At 50.0% G+C, this 17,647-nt stretch carries 17 protein-coding genes; 5 read left to right on the top strand and 12 right to left on the bottom strand.

Features of this window, described 5'->3' with window-relative positions; translation table 11 throughout:
• Positions 1-35: 35 nt before the first annotated feature.
• From D8682_RS05410 to D8682_RS05430, 5 genes are all read right to left on the bottom strand, one after another.
• Complete coding sequence (locus D8682_RS05410) at positions 36-1,172, bottom strand: alginate lyase family protein (RefSeq protein ID WP_121813728.1); 1,137 nt, start codon at positions 1,170-1,172, stop codon at positions 36-38.
• A gap of 10 nt (positions 1,173-1,182) precedes the next feature.
• Positions 1,183-2,271: an ABC transporter ATP-binding protein gene (locus D8682_RS05415; protein ID WP_121813729.1), complete on the bottom strand. Its 1,089-nt coding sequence runs from the start codon at positions 2,269-2,271 to the stop codon at positions 1,183-1,185.
• Between the two features lie 10 nt (positions 2,272-2,281).
• Complete coding sequence (locus tag D8682_RS05420; RefSeq protein WP_064545771.1) at positions 2,282-3,121, bottom strand: carbohydrate ABC transporter permease; 840 nt, start codon at positions 3,119-3,121, stop codon at positions 2,282-2,284.
• Between the two features lie 10 nt (positions 3,122-3,131).
• On the bottom strand, positions 3,132-4,016 hold the full coding sequence (locus tag D8682_RS05425; protein ID WP_121815643.1) for a carbohydrate ABC transporter permease: 885 nt from the start codon (positions 4,014-4,016) through the stop codon (positions 3,132-3,134).
• A gap of 127 nt (positions 4,017-4,143) precedes the next feature.
• On the bottom strand, positions 4,144-5,436 hold the full coding sequence (locus D8682_RS05430; RefSeq protein ID WP_121813730.1) for a sugar ABC transporter substrate-binding protein: 1,293 nt from the start codon (positions 5,434-5,436) through the stop codon (positions 4,144-4,146).
• Between the two features lie 517 nt (positions 5,437-5,953).
• On the opposite strand from D8682_RS05430, the gene D8682_RS05435 reads away from it, so the two are divergent.
• From D8682_RS05435 to D8682_RS05445, 3 genes are all read left to right on the top strand, one after another.
• Positions 5,954-7,192, top strand: coding sequence for an alginate lyase family protein (locus D8682_RS05435; protein WP_083963346.1), 1,239 nt, complete (start codon positions 5,954-5,956; stop codon positions 7,190-7,192).
• 20 nt (positions 7,193-7,212) lie between these two features.
• The gene (locus D8682_RS05440; RefSeq protein WP_121813731.1) at positions 7,213-9,231 is read left to right on the top strand and encodes a heparinase II/III family protein; all 2,019 of its coding nucleotides are present in this window, start codon (positions 7,213-7,215) and stop codon (positions 9,229-9,231) included.
• Positions 9,232-9,379: 148 nt separating this feature from the next.
• Positions 9,380-10,723, top strand: a complete 1,344-nt coding sequence (locus tag D8682_RS05445; RefSeq protein ID WP_121813732.1) for an anaerobic C4-dicarboxylate transporter — start codon at positions 9,380-9,382, stop codon at positions 10,721-10,723.
• A gap of 40 nt (positions 10,724-10,763) precedes the next feature.
• Here the strand turns inward: D8682_RS05445 and D8682_RS05450 are convergent, their stop codons facing one another.
• A complete protein-coding gene (locus D8682_RS05450) occupies positions 10,764-11,015 on the bottom strand; it encodes a DUF2766 family protein (protein WP_034496127.1) in 252 nt (83 codons plus the stop codon).
• A gap of 208 nt (positions 11,016-11,223) precedes the next feature.
• Between D8682_RS05450 and D8682_RS05455 the strand changes: the two genes are divergently transcribed.
• Positions 11,224-11,535, top strand: a complete 312-nt coding sequence (locus D8682_RS05455) for a type II toxin-antitoxin system RelE/ParE family toxin (RefSeq protein WP_121815644.1) — start codon at positions 11,224-11,226, stop codon at positions 11,533-11,535.
• Positions 11,536-11,829 carry a NadS family protein gene (gene nadS, locus D8682_RS05460; protein ID WP_121813733.1) on the top strand — a complete coding sequence of 98 codons (294 nt, stop codon included), beginning with the start codon at positions 11,536-11,538 and terminating at the stop codon, positions 11,827-11,829.
• A gap of 6 nt (positions 11,830-11,835) precedes the next feature.
• Here the strand turns inward: nadS and D8682_RS05465 are convergent, their stop codons facing one another.
• The 6 genes from D8682_RS05465 to azuC all read right to left on the bottom strand — a co-directional run bounded on the left by D8682_RS05465 (position 11,836) and on the right by azuC (position 17,531).
• Entirely contained in the window at positions 11,836-12,813 is a 978-nt protein-coding gene (locus tag D8682_RS05465; protein ID WP_121813734.1) for an ABC transporter ATP-binding protein, read from the bottom strand.
• Positions 12,800-13,783: an ABC transporter ATP-binding protein gene (locus tag D8682_RS05470; RefSeq protein WP_121813735.1), complete on the bottom strand. Its 984-nt coding sequence runs from the start codon at positions 13,781-13,783 to the stop codon at positions 12,800-12,802. Before D8682_RS05470 ends, D8682_RS05465 begins: the two co-directional genes overlap by 14 nt.
• Positions 13,776-14,621 carry an ABC transporter permease gene (locus tag D8682_RS05475; RefSeq protein ID WP_121813736.1) on the bottom strand — a complete coding sequence of 282 codons (846 nt, stop codon included), beginning with the start codon at positions 14,619-14,621 and terminating at the stop codon, positions 13,776-13,778. The genes D8682_RS05470 and D8682_RS05475 overlap by 8 nt, the downstream gene beginning before the upstream one ends.
• A gap of 4 nt (positions 14,622-14,625) precedes the next feature.
• Positions 14,626-15,579, bottom strand: a complete 954-nt coding sequence (locus tag D8682_RS05480) for an ABC transporter permease (RefSeq protein ID WP_064545752.1) — start codon at positions 15,577-15,579, stop codon at positions 14,626-14,628.
• Positions 15,580-15,651: 72 nt separating this feature from the next.
• Positions 15,652-17,244 carry an ABC transporter substrate-binding protein gene (locus D8682_RS05485; RefSeq protein ID WP_121813737.1) on the bottom strand — a complete coding sequence of 531 codons (1,593 nt, stop codon included), beginning with the start codon at positions 17,242-17,244 and terminating at the stop codon, positions 15,652-15,654.
• Positions 17,245-17,447: 203 nt separating this feature from the next.
• The gene (gene azuC / locus D8682_RS05490) at positions 17,448-17,531 is read right to left on the bottom strand and encodes a stress response protein AzuC (RefSeq protein WP_115628089.1); all 84 of its coding nucleotides are present in this window, start codon (positions 17,529-17,531) and stop codon (positions 17,448-17,450) included.
• Positions 17,532-17,647 lie beyond the last annotated feature (116 nt).

The following is a 17,647-nucleotide window of genomic DNA, read 5'->3' on the forward strand; positions in this document are numbered from 1 at the left end:
TCAATGACTAAGGCCCGGCCAGGTCACACCCTTCCCTAAGCGCACCACATCAGTTGTTCATGCAGACCCAGGGTCTCTTCAGGGAAGCTGCCCAACACGGTTTTATAACGCGCAGCCTCTTTGGGATACCCGCGCATCGATTGCAATATGATGCGCAAGGCGCTATCCCAGACAATGCCTTGTAAATCACTGTACGGCCATAAATCCGGGTCGGCGATAAACGGCATCAAATAATCGATACCGAGCTTCACACTTCGGCCATCCTGCACGGCATTCCAGCGGTCAAACTCGACATGCTCAGCGTAACGGTTCAACAACAAATGCGCTTCAAGGTTAAACAAGGAATAGTGGAACGGCACCGGACGCTCCAGTTCCATTGTCTGTTTCCCTTCCTGGTCGATTTGCGCCGCCATGCGTTGGGTTATCCCCTGCTGAATGATGCGAGCCACTAGCCCTTTATCACCATAGAACAGTGCATTAGCCGCACGCTGTGCGTCATACCAGGTGCCGTGGTTGTTATGCCAGACATATTCAGAGTGACCCACATCGCTGTAAAACATCCAGTGATTAAAGTCCCTGAACCATTGGTGCAAACCGATAATGTCGTCGGTATCCAACACTCCAGCTGGGCTAATCAGGCCAATGGCATCAATCACCATCCATAACAAGCGCGTATCGATAAGCCCGGTACCACGGCCAGAAACAATCCCTGGGATCGCCTGACCGTAGTTCAAATGCGGATTCATCCGCGTTTGTTCGTCAAGGAACCAGCATTTGATTTGTTCCGCCGCCGCCTGCGCGTACTTGCGCTGTCCAGTGAAGTACCACGCCAGCCCAAGCGTCAGGCTGCGTTCACACATACGGATTATACGCGTGGTATCCGTGTCGTTATTCTGACATTGCGGGTTGGTGTGCCCATCGCGACGAATATACGGCAGGCCGTTAGGCCTGCGCGGATTGGGCCACCAGTATGTCCCCAGGCTGTAGTAATCATGTGGATCGCCACTCACCGGACGCAATTTTTTATGCACCACGCTTTCCAGCGGTTGACCACGGAGTTTATCCGCCTCTCTGACCAGCTGACCCAGTGCCAGCTGTAACGGAGAAAAAGGCTGCTGTAAGCCACGGCGAGCATTCTCAAGACACGTCACATCCAGGGTATACAACTTCATTTACTGCTCCTTAATGACAGGCTATTCGCTGCCCACTTTCGGCATCAAAAATGTGGATACCGGTCAGTCGAGGCTGCAACCATACCGTTTCCCCCTCCCGAACATTTAAGCGTTGCTTAAACACCGAAGTAAATGCACCGCCTCCTGTGTTACAGAATAACTGCATATCAGAACCGGTATTTTCGATGGCTGTGATGGTCGCTTTCAGCGCCCCGCTCTGTTCTGCTTCGCTCACTACATTGACCTGTTCCGGGCGAATCGCATACACCACTTTTTGCTGCGGCTTGACTTGTACGCCCGGCGGCAAGCTTAACAAAGAGCCATCATTGAGGCGTAACATCATCTCGCCGTTTTGTAGTGTCACTTCACCTTTTAACTGATTGATTTCAGGCGAACCGATAAATCCGGCAACGAACAAATTAGCCGGACGATCGTATAACTCCAGCGGGCTACCCACCTGCTCAATACGCCCTTCCCGCAGTACCACGATCATCTGCCCCATGGTCATGGCTTCAATTTGGTCATGCGTCACGTACACCGAGGTGGTTTTCAGGCGGCGATGCAGTTCGCGGATTTCACCACGTACCTGAGTACGCAATTTTGCATCAAGGTTAGAGAGCGGTTCATCGAACAAAAACACCTGAGGATTACGTACAATGGCGCGCCCCATCGCTACGCGCTGACGCTGGCCGCCGGAAAGATCTTTTGGCAAACGATCCAGCAGGACGCCTAGTCCGAGCAGATCAGCGGCCGCTTCCACTTTTTGGCTGATTTCCGCTTTAGGCAGTTTTGCCATTTTGAGCGCAAAACCCATGTTTTCGCGCACTGTCATTTGCGGATACAGTGCGTAACTCTGGAACACCATCGCGATATCACGCAGCTTTGGCTCAACGTCAGTGACATCCTTCTCATTGATCGCAACCTGACCGCCAGTAATTTCCTCTAGCCCGGCGATCATGCGCAACAGGGTTGATTTCCCACAGCCACTTGGGCCAACCAACACACAGAACTCTCCATCTGGAATAGTCAAAGAGACATCTTTGATGACATGCACATCACCATATGATTTACAGACATTTTTCAGTACCACGGAACCCATGTGTCGCTCCTTATCCTTTGACCGCGCCGGACATAATCCCGCGATTGAAATGTTTTTGCAGACCGAGATAAACAATGATGCTTGGCAACATCGCCAGTAAGGTGATGGCAATGAAAATGTTTGGTGTAATACTTTCGTCCGTACGCAGACGGCCAAGAATAACCGGGATGGTATTCAGGCTGTCATGGTTCACCACAATCAGCGGCAGCAGGTACTGGTCCCAAATCATGATGAAGCCAAACGTCACAACGGTGCCGAGTGCCGGTTTCACCAGCGGTAAAATGACGTGGAAGAATATTTGCCACTCATTTGCCCCATCGATACGCGCCGCCTCTTCCAGCTCTTTAGGGATCGCCGCCATAAATTCGCTTAAGACGAAGATCGAAAACGCCCAACCCACAACCGGCATAATCATGCCCAGATAGGTGTTGTAGAGTGACGAATCAATCAGCGGCAGTTGCCAGTTGATAATCATGTACAGCGGAATGGCGATCACTTCCTCCGGCAGCATCATGGTAGAAAGAATGACCAGACTAACCAATGAAACGCCGATGAACTTCTTGCGTGCCAACGCATAGGCGGCAAGCGCACTAACGGCAACCTGCAAAATGGTGCCAAAGAACACCACCACCATTGAGTTCAGCAAATATTGCCAGACACCAATGTCTTGCCAGGCAAAGATAAAGTTCTCCATGGAAAACTCATTTGGCCATGCCAGCAGTTCGCCCGGTTTAACCGGTGCTCCGCTAAAGGCCGTGGCGACAATGCCCCAGAATGGCCCGACAAATACAATTAACAGCAAGCCATAAATCATCCAGCGACCTACGGTATCCCAACGTTTACCTAACATGGGCGGCTCCTTAATAGCGGGCGATGCGCTTTTTCAAAGTGAGATGACAAATCGTCAACACGACGGTGAAAGCGAATAACAGGAACGACACCGCCGAAGCATAGCCGTAGTCAAATTGCTCAAAACCGAGTTTGTAGATATGAGTCATGATCATTTCAGTGGCGCCGGATGGCCCACCCCCCGTAGTGGCATACACTTCTGCAAACACACGGAAGCCACGAATAAATGACAACATCAGCACCACAGAAATCGCCGGGATCATGCCAGGCAACGTGACGTAACGCAGTCGGTTCCACCAGTTCGCACCATCCACGTTTGAAGCGTCGTACAAGTCACGGCTAATGCCCGCCAACCCAGCAATAAAGATCACCATGTTGTACGGTACTGCTTTCCAGATATGCAGCAGCATGATCACCCAAAGCGACTGATCGGCACTGGCCAGGAACCCCTGGTCGGCAATACCGAACCAGCTCAAGATGTGGTTCACAACACCATTAGGCGTTGGGTTGAACAAGATACGCCACATTTCGGCGACGATTGCTGCACTGGTGACCGCGGGTAAGAAAATCGCCGTACGGATGAAACGCAAATGGCGAGCAGGCCCTTCAAGCAACATGGCAAGGAAGAATGCCAAAACCGCCCCGACCACCATTGTCACCACCACATACAGGAAGGTGTTAAAAACTGCCGAATGCAGTTCTATGTCGGCGAACGCGCGTGCAAAGTTGGCAAATCCAACCCATTCATCTGGTTGATTGAAGTTCACTTTGTAAAAACTCATCACCAGGCCTTGCAGCATCGGGATGAATTTAAACCAGGTGAAAATGACCAGTGCCGGAGCGAGGAAAAGCCATGGCACCAGATTTCGTTTCTGGCGAGGAGTCAACATCGTTATTTTCACTCATTTTTTACGGTTTTCGTTATTACCCCTCACTCTTGCCATCTCCCCTAAGGAGAGCGAAAGTTCTTTCCCCCTCTCCCGATGGAAGAGGGATGGGGTGAGGGTTACGTTATAACTACCCTTACTTCGCCAGTACCTGCTGTTTGGCAAGTTCAGCGTTGACCTTCTCGTTGGTGGTTTTGAGTTCAGCGGCAATATCGCTATTGCAGTCCGCCAGAATGCGGTTAAAGCCATCGGCGGTTATTTGGCGAATTGGCGTCCAGTTTGGAACTTGCGGCACGTAACGGCCTTGTTCAGCGTAAAGTTTGGCGAAAGTTGCCCAGCGTTCATCGTTGTAAACCGCCTGGGTATCGACCAATTTATTGACAGGCAAACGGACCACAGGCATGTGTTTACTGCCTTTACCCATGCCAATTTCTTGCCCCTCCTGGGAAATCATAAATTCAATAAATTTGCGCGCCGCCTCTTTGTTTTTACTGCTTTTCATCATGAAGACCGTGGTGCCTTCCGCAAGCGTAGCACTCCCTTTTGGTCCAGTTAGGGTCACCACTTCGAAGTTGTCCTTACCCGGGTCTTTATCAAATAAAGCGATGTGATAAGGGCCGGTGAAGAACATCCCGGTTTGGCCGGATCGGAAGGACGGAATGATGTCGGCGGTCGTGGCGTTAATAGCTCCAGGTTGCACGACTTTTTCGCACAACATGCCGCGCATAAATTGCAACGTTTCGCGGGCCTCAGGTTCGTCTAGCGAAGCTTTAAACTCCCCCTTCGCACCTTCACGAATAAAATCGCCACCGGCTTGCCACAAGAAGGCACTCATAAACCAGCTAGCGTAGCCGCGTGTGGTTGAGCCCGGGAGCAAAAAGCCGTAGGTGTCGTTTTTGCCGTTGCCGTCAGGGTCCTGGGTGGTAAAGGCCTTGGCTAATTTTTCGACGTCACTCCATGTTTTTGGCGCAGGCATCCCTAATTTTTCACGCCAGTCTTTACGCACAAAGAGCGCGAAGGTTTGGGCCGAAGTGGGGACGCCGTAGAATTTACCGTCGGTATAGCGGGTACTTTCCCAGGCGGTCGGGTAAAGGTTTTCACCACCGGCAATAGTTTTCGGGTCAATTTCTTCCGCGATACCGAGCTGGATGAATTGTCCGATGGCGACCGCATCGTTAAAAATCAGGTCAGGTAGTGCATTACCGGCTGCCGCGCGCGCCAGTCGCTGTTCGAAGTCGGTGGTAGCATTAAAGTACTCGATTTTAATGCCGGTCTTTTGCTCAAAGGTTTCGGCCTCTTGTTTGTAAATATTTTTGGAGTCGTTACTGGCACGAATCCAGACGTTCAAAGTTTCTGCTGCAAAGGTTTGCGATGCACTTAAACCAAGAGCAGAGATCAGTAATGCGGATTTTAATTTTGTAGGGAACATTTATATTCACACCCTTATTTTAAGAGATTTAATTGTTGAAACAAAAATGGAGTGAAGCAGGTTATTTCGCTAATGAAAAGGCTGCCCAGCAATTAAATAGAATGCCCTTATTAAACACAACGCCATAAAACAGAAATACTGTTTCACAATGCAAAAACGTGTTTGAAGTCACACTAAAAAACATATCAAAAATCACATAAACATTTTTAACCTTTAAAATCATAAAGATAAAAAATTAAACAAAACCTGCACAATATAAACAAGTATTTGAAAGCACTCATTTTCGTGATGCAAATCTCATTACAAGGCGTTATTTTACATCTCTGATATTAATTTGAGATTAATCACATAAATAATTATTCCGCCTCTTACACTGCGCACTCAATCCAAAAAAATTTATTTCTAGCCTCATATTTAACGAAAATTAATAACACCATTAACGGTATCAACACATTGATACTAATAAGGCGAACATTCTTAGCACCCTGAATTCATTCCATCGATGGACGGAGAAAATATGTGCCCGACAAAACCCAGTTTATTATCTTGCCTGTCATTGCTTTCGTTGGCGGTGGCGGGTTCATTACTGGCCTCACCGTTATATGCCGCCGATGCACATCCACTGCAAATTAAGCTCGATGATCTACGCTATAGCCAGCAGCAGATAGAGGCACAAAATCCACAATTTACCGGGGCTTATCAAAAACTGATTGCCAACGCAGACAAGGCGCTGAACAAACCACTGTATTCAGTGATGGATAAAACGCTAATCGCCGCCAGCGGCGATAAACATGATTACTACAGTTTTCCACCGTACTGGTGGCCCGATCCGAACAAAAAAGATGGCCTGCCCTACCTTCGCAAAGATGGCCAAACCAACCCTGATGCCAATAGTGATGCCACGGACAAAAAACGTCTGGTGAACATGAGCAATGACGTTTGGACACTGGCGCTGGCGTGGCAATTTTCCCACAACCCGGCATACGCCGAAAAAGCACGTGACCAATTGCTGAACTGGTTTGTGAAACCAGAAACGCGCATGAATCCTAACCTGCAACATGCGCAGGCTATTCCGGGGATTAACGATGGCCGAGGGATTGGCCTGATTGACAGTCGCGCACTGGTAGAAGTGATTGATGCCGTTGAATTATTACGCCCAGCGAATGTGGTCAGCGATGAAGATTATCAGAAGATAAAACAATGGTATGGCGATTTTTACCATTGGATGAGCACCAGCCAAAACGGATTTGAAGAAGACAATTGGCATAACAATCACGGCACCTATTTTGATTTACAGGCAGCGTCATTTGCCCTGTTTAGTGGCGATATAACCGCCGCTAAAAAACGACTACAAATCACCCAACTACGACGTATTCCCTCCCATTTTGATAAAGAAGGCCGCCAGATGGCGGAAATTGAGCGCACTCGCCCGTGGCATTACAGCAATTTCCATCTTGAGGCTTACAACAAGTTGGGGCGTTTAGGGGACATTGCTGGGGTTGATGTCTGGAATTTCACTCTTGATGACCATAGCTTGCGCCAGGGCTATCGCTACCTCGCGCACTACATAAATAGCACTGAAACCTGGCCCTGGAAGGATATTGATAAAATGGATGATCAAAAAGCACTGGTGAATATGGTCAGTGCCGCACGAGCCTGGCCTGACGACAAACTGTTTGTTGAAAAAGCCGAATGGCTGATGGCGAAGTATCCAGATGATATCTCGCATCTGATTACCCCATTAAAGCAACAGTGATAGAGAATAAGGATCGAGCGATGAAGCAGTTCACCACGCAACAACTTATTCTTCTTCAGCAACGAGTTTGCGCTCAACCCGCCATTATTGAGCAGTTGATTGCCGACAACAGTGTGGTTCTCAACAATCCAGTCGTTGTGCCAGAAACCGCCCTGGCAACCTGGAATCTCTATTATTTCTGCTCCGACCACGGCGTCAGGTTGGTGTGGGATCGCGCCTCACCAACCTGCCATTGCTGCCCGATAGACGGCCAAAACTTTAGCGGTGAACCCTATGATGGTGCGTGGTGGCGTGAGCTCAACGGCCTGAATGCCAAAGCCTGCCACCAGTTGGGTTTATTGTGGCAACTTACTGGCGAGCAGATCTATCTGGATAAAGTCAGTGAATTGCTGATGCGTTACGCTAAGTTCTATCCGGATTACAAAATTCACGGTGGCATTCCGTACAATGGTCCGGGGAAAATGAATGCCCAGACACTTTGCGAAGCGAACTGCATGCTGGATTTCGCCCTCGGTTTTGATTGCATCGCTGAGGCACTCACTGCCGAACAGCGCGAGTACGTTACAGTTCGTTTATTGCGCGCTGGTGCGCAGTTTTTGATGGCCCATCGCACTGCACAATTACACAACCATGAAGTGAAAATTGGCTGCGCGGTCGGTGTGTTGGGGCTGGTGCTGGAAGATGCCGCGTTAGTCGAATTTGCCGTCAACCAACCTTACGGTCTGCGTTATCAGCTTGAACAGGGCCTGTTCGAGGAAGGGCTGTGGTTCGAGGGATCTATTCATTACCACTTCTACGCCCTGCAAGGTTTTCTGGCTTTTGAAAAACTGGCTATAGGCACCCAGTGGAGTTTGCTGGATGAACCTTACTATAAAAAAATGCTTAGTTTCCCGCTGACTCTGTTAATGCCAGACGGCACTTTTCCGCGTATCAACGATTGTATCTATGGCCAGGAAAAACTCGACCACGGTCATCTTTATCACTTTGCCTGGCATTACTATCGCGATGAGCAGTATGCCGCCGCGCTTAAGGCTATCAATGCGCAACATCCGCGTCCTGGTCTTGATGCCCTGCTTTACACCACACCACTGCCAGAAAAGATACCGGACCTGATTCCTGCGGGTCATACTCATGCCCCGCATAGCGGTCTGACCGTGTGGCGTAACACAGAAAAGAAACGCGCATTACTGGTTAAGCATACGCCCTATGGCGGCGAGCATGACCACTATGACCGCCTGAACATTCTGCTGTTTAATGGTGCAAAAGAGATCCTGCCTGATCTTGGTACGACCGGTTATGGCGCGCCAATGCACTATGCGTATTACAAAAATAGCGCCACGCATAACACCATTACAGTCAACCAAACCAACCAACCCCCTGCCGTTCCTGTGGTCCTCCAGTATCATGAAAGCCAGGCTTTCTGCTGGCTGGATACAGAGGTTGACTGGCGACAAACGCCGCCTGAACTCGACAGCCATACCCGCGTACAATGGGACAGTGAAGCCTGGCGTGACGTGCGTTTTCGCCGCCGTCTGTTATGGCTGGATAACGCCTTAATTGACATTAGCAGCGTGCATAATCCGCATTGCCAGCAAATTGACTGGACGCTACATCTGCATGGGAAAGCACTGGATGTTGAAGGTGAACAGGCGCAGTTTAGTGCTCACGGCCCGTTGTCTATCATGAATGATGCGCATTGCGTATCGTTAACCAATTGCCAGCCGCGCCACTTCGCCACAGCCCACCACGGGCAAGCACTATGGCTGTATGGACATGCCGAGTTGTGGCAAGGACGCGCGCCGGATAATCCAGCCGTTGGTGAGTTGAGTTATCTGGTGTTACGGAGCCATGAAACGCATCCCGTGTTTGTAAGCGTTTGGGATTTCGACCACCAGCGACCTATCACCGATATGCAGATTACCCAGGATAACAATGGCATGCGTATTTTGCTTAAACATGGCGAAGACGTTGTAGTCGTCGACGTAGCAAACGACAGCGCTATCCTTCCACGCCTTCAGTATTCCCATCTCCCGTTATGATTATTCACTCCGCCTGTCTCGGGCGGAGTGTTAATTTATTGTTACTAACAAGCTGTTTTAATTGAAGTTTAATAAACAAGATCTGTGTCCCAGCGGTAATCCTTACATTCTGTAATGCTAATTACATATACAACTTTAAGGGTCTACCATGATAACCATTGAATTTATTGTCATTATTTTATGCCTGTTAGTGGGCACACGTTTTGGTGGGATGGGGCTTGGCCTAATCAGCGGCATTGGGCTGTTTATTCTCACCTTCATCTTTGGGCTTGAGCCAGGTAAACCCCCCGTTGATGTGATGCTGACCATTCTTGCTGTGATTGGTTGTGCCGCCACATTGCAAACTGCGGGTGGCCTGAATGTGATGATGCAGTTTGCAGAGCGTCTGCTGCGCAAACATCCCCAGCACATCACCCTGCTCGCACCGTTCACCACCTGGATGCTGACTTTCCTGTGCGGCACCGGTCATGTGGTGTACACCATGTTCCCGATTATCGCCGATATCGCACTGAAGAAAGGCATTCGTCCGGAACGCCCAATGGCGGTGGCATCAATTGCTTCGCAAATGGCGATTACCGCGTCTCCGGTTTCTGTGGCGGTGGTTTCGCTGATTTCGATTCTGGCGGCTAACCATGGTATTGGTCAGGCGTGGGGCATCCTTGATATCCTCTGCGTTTCCGTTCCTGCTTCATTGTTTGGCGTGCTGATTGCAGCACTGTGGAGCTTACGTCGCGGCAAAGATTTGCAGGACGACGAAGAGTTCCAGGAAAAACTCAAAGACCCGAAACAGCGTGAATTTATCTACGGCAGCAGCGAAACGCTGATGAACCAGGTGTTCCCAAAACAAGCCTACTGGTCAACGTGGATCTTCTTTGCCGGGATTCTGGTGGTGGTGTTATTGGGGGCCATTCCGGCGCTGCGCCCGGCCTTCGAGGTAAAAGGCTCATTCAAGCCGCTATCGATGAATCTGGTTATCCAGATGATGATGTTGATTGCCGGTGCCGTAATGCTGATCGCCTGCAAAGTGAATGCCTCGGCTGTCTCTAACGGCGCGGTATTCAAAGCCGGTATGGTGGCTATTTTCTCGGTATTTGGTGTGGCGTGGATGAGTGATACCTTTTTCCAGGCACATCTTGAAGAACTAAAAATGGCGCTGGAAGGCGTCGTGCAAAGCCACCCGTGGACTTATGCCATCGTGCTATTTTTGGTTTCTAAACTGGTGAACAGCCAGGCTGCCGCGTTAACTGCCGTGGCACCGATGGGGTTGATGCTGGGTGTTGAACCGAAAATGCTGATTGCCTTCTTCCCGGCGTCTTACGGCTACTTTGTGTTGCCGACTTACCCAAGCGACCTGGCGTGCATCGGCTTTGACCGTTCTGGCACCACAAAAATTGGTAAATTCATCATTAACCACAGTTTCATTTTGCCAGGCTTAATCGGCGTGAGCTGTGCTTGTACAGCGAGTTACTTATTAGTGATGACGTTCTTCTGATGACAAATCGCCCTTGAATAAGGGCGATTATAATTCGGAATTAATGCGCTTCGTTTTGCGGGGTGAATTTCAGTTCAATCAAAGAAATGGCTTTTTGAATCGCGCGGCGGGTCACCGGATCCGCCGCTGCCGGATGAGTGGCGAAATCAATGGTCTTTAATTGGTTCGCCATTTTTTCACGGACTTCTACCGGCGCAATCACATCAATGACATCCAGAATTTGTTTAATCACTAACTGGCACGCCACCACGTCAGAAACCAGTTCCTGGTCGGCAGATAATTGTTCGGACATTCTTTCTCTCCTGTTTCGCAATGGGCGTCATAGTACTCGCGCCTCTATCCCTGAGGCAATAATCCATTCTGGAATGCATCCCGAAGAACGTACTAAAACTTTGTGAATTCAGTTAACCACCCGAGTTTTGCATGCTATCTAAGTACGCCATTGACTTATGTACACTTCCTGTTAACCTAATCCTGGCTATACGCCAATGGCGGATATTATGCTTTTTATCGAAACGCCCATTTTTACAGAGGATGTCAACGCACTGCTCACGGATGAAGAATACCGATTGTTTCAGGTATTCCTGACGTTTTCCCCGGAAAGCGGCGATGTGATTCCCCATACTGGTGGCCTGCGTAAAGTGCGGTGGCCTGCAAAAAACAAGGGAAAACGCAGTGGCGTTAGAGTCATCTATTTCCATAAAAACGTCGATAGCATCATCAGACTATTGCTGATTTACCCGAAAGGGGTCAAAGACGATCTGGATGAAGCGGAAAAACGTTTTTTGCGGCAAATGAACGAGAGGTGGTAAATGGATAAACAACTGTTCGCGCGTCTGTCTGAAAGCATGACGCAAATGAATGAGATTGTAGAAGGTAAACGCGAGCCATCTCGCGTAACGGAAGTCACCGCGACTCAGGTCAAAACCATTCGTCAGGCGACGGGGTTATCGCAGGCCGGTTTTGCCCGGCTGATCTCCGTGAGCGTCGATACGCTGAAAAACTGGGAGCAAGGCCGCCGTGAACCGACAGGCCCAGCCAAAGCATTACTACGTGCGATCGAGAATGACCCTGAACATGTCATTCTCGCTCTGGCACCACGCTAAATACGCTTACTTTTCTTCAAACAGCCAACATGCCACCCGGTGACCAGGAGAAATCTCCTGCATTACTGGGCTGTGGCTCTGGCATTTATCCATCGCTCGCGGGCAGCGATTGGCGAATTTACAACCCGGCCAGTCGCTTATCGCCCCCGGTAACTCCCCGCTAATACCGCCCCTTTCCAGCATTTGTACATGCGGATCGGCCACCGGAATCGATGCCAATAGCGCCCGTGTGTATGGATGCGCCGGTTCGGTATAGAGCATTTCCGCCGGGGCTTCTTCTACCAGCGAGCCCAGGTACATCACGCCAATACGGTCAGAAATATGGCGTACCATCGATAAATCGTGCGCGATAAACAGGTACGTCAGCCCCAATGCCTGCTGCAAATCCTGCAAAATATTCACTACCTGCGCCTGCACCGAAACATCCAGCGCCGAGAGCGGTTCATCGCATAACACAAATTCAGGGTTAACCGACAAAGCGCGAGCAATGCTGATGCGCTGGCGCTGACCGCCGCTGAATTCATGCGGGAAGCGGTTTAAATGCTCCGCCTTCAGGCCAACCTTTTCCAGCAATTCAATAGTGCGTGCTTCGCGTTGAGCTTTGCCATAGCCGTGGATTTTCATCGGCTCGGCAATCAGTTGCGCGACCGTCATGCCTGGGTTGAGTGACGAATACGGGTCCTGGAAGATCGCCTGCATGCGGCGGCGCAACGGTTTGAGTTGCTTGTCACTCATGTTGGCAATGTTCTGGCCGGCAAACTCAATCTCGCCGTCAGTAATATCAAACAGACGCAGCACGCTGCGCCCTAGTGTCGATTTACCGCAGCCTGACTCGCCCACCAGCCCGTAAGTTTCACCGGGATAGATGTCGAAACTCACACCATCCACCGCTTTCACCGGGGGCGTTTTGTTAAACCAACCCTGCTGGCTGTGGAAATATTTGCGTAGCCCACTGACCCGAACCAATGGCTTAACGTCCTGCATTGTTCACCTCCGAATCCCATAACCAGCACATTGCCTGATGCCCTTCACCTGTCTGATACATTGGTGGCAGGCTGGTGCAATGTGCCATACGCTGCGGACAACGTTCGGCAAACGGGCAACCTGGTGGCGGGTTGAGTAACCCCGGCGGCGAACCGTCAATCGGCGATAAACGCGCGCCGGTTTCGCCCTGTCGCGGCAGTGAAGCCAGCAAGCCGCGAGTGTACGGGTGCGCCGGACGGTAGAAAATATCTTCCACACTGCCCTGCTCCATCACCAGGCCGCCGTACATCACCACCACACGCGAACACACTTGCGCCACCACGCCGAGATCATGGGTGATCAGCATAATGGCGGTATCGGTTTGCTGTTGCAGCTGTTTTAACAGACGCAGAATTTGCGCCTGAATAGTGACATCCAGCGCGGTGGTTGGTTCATCGGCAATCAGCAATGCTGGATGGCAAGACAGCGCAATGGCAATCATTACACGCTGGCGCATCCCGCCGCTGAATTCATGGGGATACTGGTTATAACGCTGTTCAGCATTCCCAATCCCCACCTGTTGCAGCATGGCGATAGATTTTTCTTTGGCTGCTTTTTTGCTGAGATTTTGATTCCGAATCAGGATCTCACTCATCTGTTTGCCGATGGTCAGCACCGGATTGAGCGCGGTCATCGGATCCTGGAAAATCATCGCAATGTCATTGCCACGAAGTTGGCGCATCTGTTCCGGCGTTTTGCGGGCTAAATCTTCGCCTTTGAAATGGACATGCCCGCCCACCACTTTGCCATTGTTGCCCAGCAGTTTAAGCACCGATTTACAGGTGACACTTTTGCCGCAGCCTGATTCGCCAACAATCCCCACCACTTCACCACGCTGCACCGCAAAGCTTACGCCACGCACCGCTTTCACTTCCCCTTCGCGGGTGAAGAAAGAGGTTTGCAGGTTGTCGAGTTCCAGTAAGTTATTCATCGCGGTTCGCTCCTGGCTCAAAGGCGGTACGCAAAACATCACCCAGCACGTTAAAACTCAGCACCGTCAGCAAAATCAAGACCCCAGGGAACATCGCAAGCCAGGTGGCTTCGCCAATGAAAGATTGTGCGTTATTTAGCATGCTGCCCCACGAGGCATTCGGCTGTTGGACACCCAGCCCAAGGAAGCTTAACGTCGACTCCATCAGGATCGCCGAGGCAATGTTGAGCGTCGCCGCGACCATAATGGTTGGCAAAATGTTCGGGATAATATGGCGGGCAATGATAATCAGCGAGTGTTCGCCACAGGCGCGCGCATACACCACATATTCACGCTCTTTGACCGACAAAGTTTCCGCCCGCACCAGGCGCGACATGTTCATCCACGTCAGCGCACTGATAATTAAAATGATGTTGGCGATGCCAGGCTTCAGGTAAGCGTTTAACACCAGCAGTAAGAAGAACGCCGGAATCGACAGCAAAATATCGACCACACGCATCATCAGGTTGTCGATACGCCCGCCAAAGTAGCCGCTAATCGTCCCCACCAGCGTACCAATCAAGGTTGAAAAGAGCATCGACAGGAAACCGACCATCAGGGAAATTTGGCCGCCGTACAAGGCTCGAGTGAAATAGTCGCGCCCGTAGTCATCGGTACCGAACCAGTGCGCGGCATCTGGCGGTAGCAACCTTGCGGTCAGCGACATCTGGTTAGGGTCCCACGGGCTGAGAGCCGCCAGTAATGCGGCAATACTGAAAATCACCAGAACCAGTAACGAGAATTGAGCTGGACGATTACGTTTCAGGCCATGTTTAACTTGTTGCCAACGTCTACTCATCGTCTTACCTCAATGCCTTAATACGCGGGTCGGCCACGCGATATAACAAGTCTGCCAATAAGTTACCGATAATCAGCATGGTCGATGAAAGCATGATCATCGCCATGATCAACGGGTAATCCAGCGAGGTTATCGACTGGATCCCTAACAGGCCCATGCCCGGCCAGGAAAAGACGCTTTCGGTGACATACGCCCCGACCACCAGTTCGCCAAACGAGAGGCCAAACAAAGTAATCACCGGCAGCAGCACGTTTTTGAGGACATGACGGAATAAGATTGTGCGACGAGTGGCACCGTAGGCCAGCTGGGTTTGCACGTAATCTGCCGACAGTTGCGTGATGGTGTTGGAGCGGATGTAACGCACATAGTTCGACAGATTATAAAAGCTCAGTGCGATACACGGCAAAATGCCGTGGCGAATCACATCCAGCCAGGAATCTTCAACGCCGATGGTGCGCATCCCCATGCTCGGCAGCCAGTTCAGTTGCACCGAGAACACCGTGATAAGCAGAATACCGAACCAGAAAATCGGCACTGAAATACCGATATAAGCGAACATATTCAGGAAGTGATCGAGCCAGCGATGCTTATAAGCACCAGCCAATAATCCGAGTGGAATAGCCACGACCATCGCCAGAACCAGTGATGCGCCCATCAAACCGAGAGTGGCCGGAATACGCTCAGCAATCATGGTTAATACCGGGCGATGGTAAATCAGTGAATAACCCAAATCCCCTTGCAGCACGTTTTTTAGCCACAACAGGTATTGCATAAACATCGGTTTATCCAGCCCAAGACTATGACGGATACGTTCAATATCCTCAGGGCTCATACGTGGCGTAATGTAAGCCTGCACCGGATCGCCAGGTGCCAGTTTGACCAGCAAAAACGACACCAGCGAAATGAAGAACAGCATCGGCACAAGTTGCGCCAGGCGTCGTACTAACACATTGTTCATACTGCTTTCCAGGTTTTACCCAAAAGAAAACCCCCGGCACGGGGTAAACCGTAATCCGGGGGCAAGTGCTTATTATTGTTGATAGATTTTTGACAGGTCCTGGAACATATAAACCGGCTTAGGTTCAGCCTCTTTGGTCCCGGCAAAACGTTTGTCTACCGCGACCACCGCATTGGTATAAGCAATCGGATACCATGCCATATCATTTGCGACGGTTTGCTGAACTTGCTTATAAATTTCAGCACGTTTGGTTTTGTCTGTTTCAGTCGCGCCCTGGTTCCATAACGCATCGAACGCCGGGTTCTTGTAATGCGCGTAGTTATAAGCTTCATTGCTCATATACAACGACTTATAGCCATCAGGCTCCATACCCATGATGTAACCACCGAGGCTCAGCTCATACGTGGTGTTCTTCATATCCAGGCTGCGCTGCGACATAGCGTTAGCGTCCATTGGCATCAGTTCTACCGCGACACCAATGTTCTTCAGCTGCTGCTGAATATACAGCCCCATGCTTTCCTGGGTTTTGTTGGTGTTGATATAAGCAAGACGCAGTTTCAGATTAGCCGGAGCGCCTGATTCTTTGAGCAGCGCTTGCGCTTTTTCAACGTCGCATTTATAGGTTTCGACATCGTTGGTTTGATACAGCGTGTCTGGCGTCAAAATAGACGCGGCAGGTTGCGCGTAATCCAGCGATGAGAATGCCGCCTGCACCAGTTCATCTTTATTGATGGCATAAGCGATAGCCTGACGCAGCGCTTTATTCTTCATGCTGTCGATATTCTGGTTGAACGTCATATAGGCCAGACGCCCTTCAGGATAGATAACGAAGTCGAATTTACCGCTCGATTTCAGACGGGTGACGTCTTGCGGATCAACCATCTTCATGTTGATTTCGCCATTTTGCAGCGCAAGGTTGGCAGAGTTGCTGTCTTTAGCAAAACGGTAAGTCACGGCATCCAGCTTCGGTTTACCGTTCCAGTAGTCATCAAAACGGGTCAGTGCGTAATACTGCCCGGCACGATACTCTTTAAATTTGAACGGGCCAGAACCGACTGGCGCATCGTTTTTGGTGCTCTTTTCCATATCGCCCTTTTCGTCAGCAAAAACATGCTGCGGAATAGGGTAAATCTGAACCAGAGTCCCAACAAATGCCGCACTCACCTGCGGCAACGTGAATTTCACCGTTTGGTCATCAATTTTGCTGACTTGAATGGGTTTATCGCCATAAACGAACATGCTGCGGAAGAAGCTATGTTGTTTTTCATCGAGCAATTTGTTGAACGTAAACACCACGTCATCGGCAGTAATCGCTTTGCCATCCTGCCATTTCAGATTGGGTTTAAGTTTTAAAAGGTATGAGAGGTTGTCTTCGGATGGCGTCAGGCTTTCTGCCAGCCCCCATTCAATCTTGTCGCCATTGAAGCTATACAGTGGGGCGTACAGCGCCTGCATAATCGTTAGCGTGGTGCGGTCGCTGGCATACAGTGGGTTCACCGCTAATGGATCACCGGTAGTAATACCGACAATTAAATTGCCGCCATCCTGGGAAGCTTGTTTTGCTGGAGCAGACGCGGCTGCAGTTTCGGTTTTCGCATCATCACAGCCAGAAAGTGCCAGGGCCAAAGAGGCAAACAGCGCAGATAACAACAGGGGTTTACGCATTTATTCACGGACTCCATCTCAAATAGAGTCCGCATAGTGCACCAGCCATACCCACAATGTAAATAAGTGTAAAACGCATAACGTTATGCGAAAAAGTGCTAAAGCAAAAATTGTCGATATAAAGTGGAATATGCAGCGTTAGAAGCCAAATTTCAGGCATAAAAAAACCTGCCGCGGCAGGTTTTTTTATTCAGGCTGACAGATCAAAACATGCCAGCTGGCGGTACATCTTTGAAGGTTTTGCAGTACTGCTCGAACATACTTTTCAGGATTTTGCGCATTTTCATTGTGTGCTCCAGTTTTTAGTTTTGCAGGTGTTGCTCGTTATGGGGCCTATAATATGACATCCGTCACACAAATCAATAGTTTTGTGATGCGCATCACACATTTTCATTGTGGATTT

The organism is Buttiauxella sp. 3AFRM03, from assembly GCF_003675305.1.
In the GTDB taxonomy this organism is placed as follows: Bacteria; Pseudomonadota; Gammaproteobacteria; order Enterobacterales; family Enterobacteriaceae; genus Buttiauxella; species Buttiauxella ferragutiae.